Here is a 4,087-nt window from a genome sequence, read left to right as displayed (position 1 = left end):
CGAAGGACTTCCCCGCGTGGTAGTGCTCGGGCCGCTGCTCGGTCAGGAAGCGTTCCCAGTGCCCGGCGCCGGCGTAGTCGACGGCGAATCCGCCGCCGATGCTGATCCGGTCCGCCCGTAGTCCCAGCGCCCGTGCCTTGAGGCACAACTCGACCATTTCGACCGCCAGTTGGGCGCGCGGCTCGGTGGCGTAGCCGGACAGGTGGAAGGAGAGGCCTTCCATCACGACGGCATCCGTGGCCTGCGCGCACAGGGTGAGGGCTGCCTCCAGTCCCCCGTCGTCCAGTCCGAAGCGGCTGTGCGGCTGGACCGGCGGCAGCCGCCGCAGCAGCACGCGTGCCTGGCGGGCGACAGCGCGCGCCTGCGCCAGGACGCGCTCCAGCTCGTCGAGCGCGTCCACGGCGATCAGACAGTCCTGCAGGACGGCCACCTTCAGCAGGTCCTCGGCCTTGGCGGGCCCGGTGACCACGACGTGCTCGCCGCGGACACCGTGGCCGAGGGCGTCCCGCAGCTCACCGAGGCTGGCCACGTCCACGCCGACGCCGGACAGGGCGCCGTGCTCCATCCAGACGGCGGCCTTGTTGGCCTTCTTCGCGTAGTACACGCGGCCGTCGACGCCGGTCTCGCGCAAGACCCCGGCGAAGGCGGCCACGTTGGCGTCGAAGCGGTCGGGAAGGAGCAGGTGGAACGGGCCGCCGATCGCGTACGAGAGCTCGTGCGGCAGCCCGCTGCCCAGGATCGCGTCGAGCTCAGGGTCCGGATGGGCGGGCAGCTGCGGGGCGGACGTGGCGGTGGGCGTCATTTCCACAGTGACACCCGGGTCCCCAGGTCCTGTTCGACGGCCAGCTGCGCGAACCGGTGCCCGAGGGCGATGTCGGTGACCACCAGGCCGCTGTTGTAGGCGAAGATCCGCTCGTCGGCCGAGCGCCGGCCCTTGGCCCGGCCCGCCACGACCTCGGGGAACTCCGCGTCCACGGAAGGGAAGCCGCCGTCGGCGTCGGCCATGTCCGTGCCGGTGACCTTCATCTGCGCCTCGCTGGTGGCGATGACCCGGTCCGCCTCGTGCAGCGTGGAGGGGGCGATGCCGTGGCCGACGAGGATCGACAGGGCGCCGGGCTTCAGGTGAGCCGCCTCCACCGCGGCGGGCGTGTGCTGTCCGGCGGTGGCGACCACCACGTCGGACTCGGCCGCGGCTTTCCGGGCGTCGTCGACGACCTCCACCTCCCGGTCGGGGAAGTGGTGGTGCAGTTGTGCGCGGACCGCCGAGAGGCCGTCGGGGTGAGTGCCGTAGACCATGAGCCGGTCCAGGTCCGGCAGGGTGGTGAGCAGGAACGGCAGCGCCAGACGGCCCTGGGTCCCGGTGCCGATGACCAGCGCGCTGCGGCTGCCGGGCGCCGCCAGCTCACGGGCCAGCAGCGCCGAGACGGCCGGCGTGCGCAACGAGCCGATGCGGCCGCAGTCCATCATCGCGACCGGCAGACCGGTGACGTCGTCGTAGATGGTGAGGGTCGTGTAGTAGTGCTGCTCGTCGCGCGACTTGTCCAGGCCGTGCTTGTACGACGTCTTGACGGCGACGACCTCGCGGACGCCGTCGCGCCCCAGCATGGCGTACGAGACGGAGTGCCCGTCCTCGGGCTTCACGGTGAGTTTGCGGGGGTTGGCCGACTTGCCGTCGGCCAGCGTGCGGTACGCCTGCTCGACCACGCCGACGACGTCGGCCAGGGAGATGTCCAGACCTGCGACGTCGCTGGTGCTGAGGATGCGCAGGCTCTTGTCGTCCGCGGGTGTGTCGGACGGGGTGTCGTCCGCGCGTGCGGTGGTGCCGGTCACGGCTGGTCCCTTCGTACGAGGGGGATGGCGGGGATCAGATGTGGGCGACGAGCGCGGCCTGGCCGTAGCCGTGTTCGTCCGCCTCGGCCAGGGGGCGGCTGCGGCGGCCGGGCACGCGCACCGACGCGCGCTTGAGCCAGCGGTCGGCGCCGTCGTAGCGGGCCTTGAACGGCACCCGGCCGTGCACGATCTGGTCGTTGTCGACCACCAGGACGTCACCGGGCTCCAGTGCGACGGCGACCGAGACACGCTCCAGCTCGGCGGTCAGCCGGTCGTAGGCGGCGCGATAGTCGGCGGGCGCCTCGTCGAGCGGGGTGTAGGCGGGGTCGTAGCGCAGGGTCGGTCCGTCGGCGGTCCGCCACAGGACGGGGACCTTCGGCGGCTCCCCCGCGAACGACTGCGCCTCGGCATAGGCGTCGTCGGGGAGGATCGGCAGCACGGGCCGGGACAGCAGGGCGTCGTCGTCCGGGCTCAGCCGGACCTTGCGGATGCTGGCGGCGGTGGTGGCGACGGCGTCGTGGTTGCGCATGCAGGCGAGCAGCAGCAGGTGGGCGCGGCCGGGATGGAAGGCGTCCTCGGTGTGGGGGCTGAGCAGCACGGTGCTGCTCGCGCCGGTCTGTTCCTCCTCACGGCCGGGCGAGGGCACGATGTTGTGCACGAACCGGCCTTCCTGCTGGCCCTCCCAGGCGATGGGGTGGCCCATGGCCGTGGCGAGCAGGAGCAGGATCACGTCCCACTCGGCTGCGCGGTCGCCGGCCGTGGCCCAACTGGTGGGGGTGGGGCCGATTCCTGCGTCGTCGGCGGGCAGGCCGCGCAGGACGAACAGACCGTCGTCCGTGTCGACTGGGCGGCAGTGGTACCGAATCGTTTCACCCAGGCGGGCGGCGGATACCGCCACCCGGCGGAGCAGTTCAGGCCGGGCAGCCGAACTGCCGAAGTCGGCGAGGATCTTCTGGGCGGTCTCGGTCAGCTCGTCGACGGCGTGCGCGTCGAGCTGCCGTATGGGTGCGGCTCCCGTGAGCATGGCGGAGTCATCCGTTCCGGGTGCGGGTGGGGGTGAGGTGCGACGGAAACGCGTTCCTGTGAAAGTGCTGTGCCTCGGCGGCCGAAAGCTATCAGTCGCCCTTAGGTAAGGCAAACCTTACTGCGACTCATGCTCCCATCGGGTCGGAACCGCCCCTCGCGCCACCGTGCGCTCCCCTGTGTCCATTTGACGCTCCATCAGTTACGGACAGTCCATCCGCACAGCTTGCACATAGAGATCATCTTAGGGTAGGCACACCTAAGCAATATGCCCTGCGTGAGTGGAACGAGGTCGTACGTGAACTGGAACAGACGCCAAGTGCTGTGGGCCGGCGGCGGGATAGGCGCGGCTGCTCTCCTGACCGCGTGCGGCGGCGGTGACGAGACCTCGTCCAAGGCGCCGACGAAGGGGAGCGAGAAGCCCCGCAAGGGTGGAACCCTGCGGGTGGGCGCGCTCGGTCGCGTCTCGGCCATCACCCGTGATCCGCACGGCACCCAGTCCAACGAGAGCGACTACCTGATCATCTCCCTCGTCCACGACACCCTCACGGTCCCGGGCGCCGAGCCCAACACCGTGCCCCGCCTCGCGGCCTCCTGGAAGGCATCCGACGACCTCAAGACCTGGACCTTCACTCTCGCCAAGGGAGCGAAGTTCCACGACGGCGCCCCGGTCACCGCCGAAGACGTCGTCTGGTCACTGAAGCGGCTGCGCAACACCCCTTCGGGCGCGTCCCGTCTGCCGGGCATCAAGCCCGAGAACATCAGGGCCGAGGGCGACACCGTGGTCCTGGTGTCCGACTACGCCAACGCCGAACTGCCGCAGCTGACGCGTCTGACGACGTTCGTGCTGCAGAAGGACACGGCGGAGAAGGAACTCGGCAAGGCGCCCGGCACGGGCCCCTTCAAGCTGGACTGGTTCCGCTCCGGCAACGCCCGCCTGGTGCGCAACGAGGACTGGTACGGCGGTGACGTCCTCCTCGACGCCATCGAGGTCAAGATCTTCGAGAGCCCGCAGGCGATGGCGAACGCGCTGCTCGCCGGACAGATCGACGTCGCCTCCAACGTCGGTGCGGTGGCGGCTCGCACGGCCGAGAAGCGCGGGGACGTCCAGATCGTGCGACGGCCCAACGACATGGCGATGCCGATCGTCATGCGCACCGCCGACGGGCCGTTCGCGGACGCGAAGGTGCGGGAGGCGCTACGGCTGGCCGTGGACCGGGAGGCCATGGTCAAG

4 protein-coding genes are annotated in these 4,087 nt (G+C 70.7%); 1 reads left to right on the top strand and 3 read right to left on the bottom strand.

Features of this window, described 5'->3' with window-relative positions:
• From ABT300_RS42050 to ABT300_RS42040, 3 genes are all read right to left on the bottom strand, one after another.
• On the bottom strand, positions 1-802 hold an 802-nt coding region (locus tag ABT300_RS42050), incomplete at its 3' end, for a type III PLP-dependent enzyme domain-containing protein (RefSeq protein WP_502978113.1).
• A complete protein-coding gene (locus ABT300_RS42045; RefSeq protein WP_351687870.1) occupies positions 799-1,830 on the bottom strand; it encodes an ornithine cyclodeaminase family protein in 1,032 nt (343 codons plus the stop codon). The genes ABT300_RS42045 and ABT300_RS42050, both read right to left, overlap by 4 nt.
• Positions 1,831-1,864: 34 nt before the next feature.
• Positions 1,865-2,854, bottom strand: a complete 990-nt coding sequence (locus tag ABT300_RS42040; protein ID WP_351687867.1) for a TauD/TfdA family dioxygenase — start codon at positions 2,852-2,854, stop codon at positions 1,865-1,867.
• Positions 2,855-3,151: 297 nt separating this feature from the next.
• Here ABT300_RS42040 and ABT300_RS42035 point away from each other — a divergent pair.
• A partial coding sequence (locus tag ABT300_RS42035; protein WP_351687872.1) for an ABC transporter substrate-binding protein occupies positions 3,152-4,087 on the top strand: 936 nt, incomplete at its 3' end.

Origin of the sequence: Streptomyces sp. NPDC001027 (assembly GCF_040299045.1) — a bacterium.
In the GTDB taxonomy this organism is placed as follows: Bacteria; Actinomycetota; Actinomycetes; order Streptomycetales; family Streptomycetaceae; genus Streptomyces.
Note: the sequence above shows the minus strand (reverse complement) of the source record. Positions and strands in the feature narration are given on the sequence as shown.

What these genes read in the sequence shown, in the direction of transcription:
- ABT300_RS42040 (WP_351687867.1), bottom strand. Translation starts at nt 2,854, where the DNA reads ATGCTCACGGGAGCCGCACCCATACGGCAGCTCGACGCGCACGCCGTC.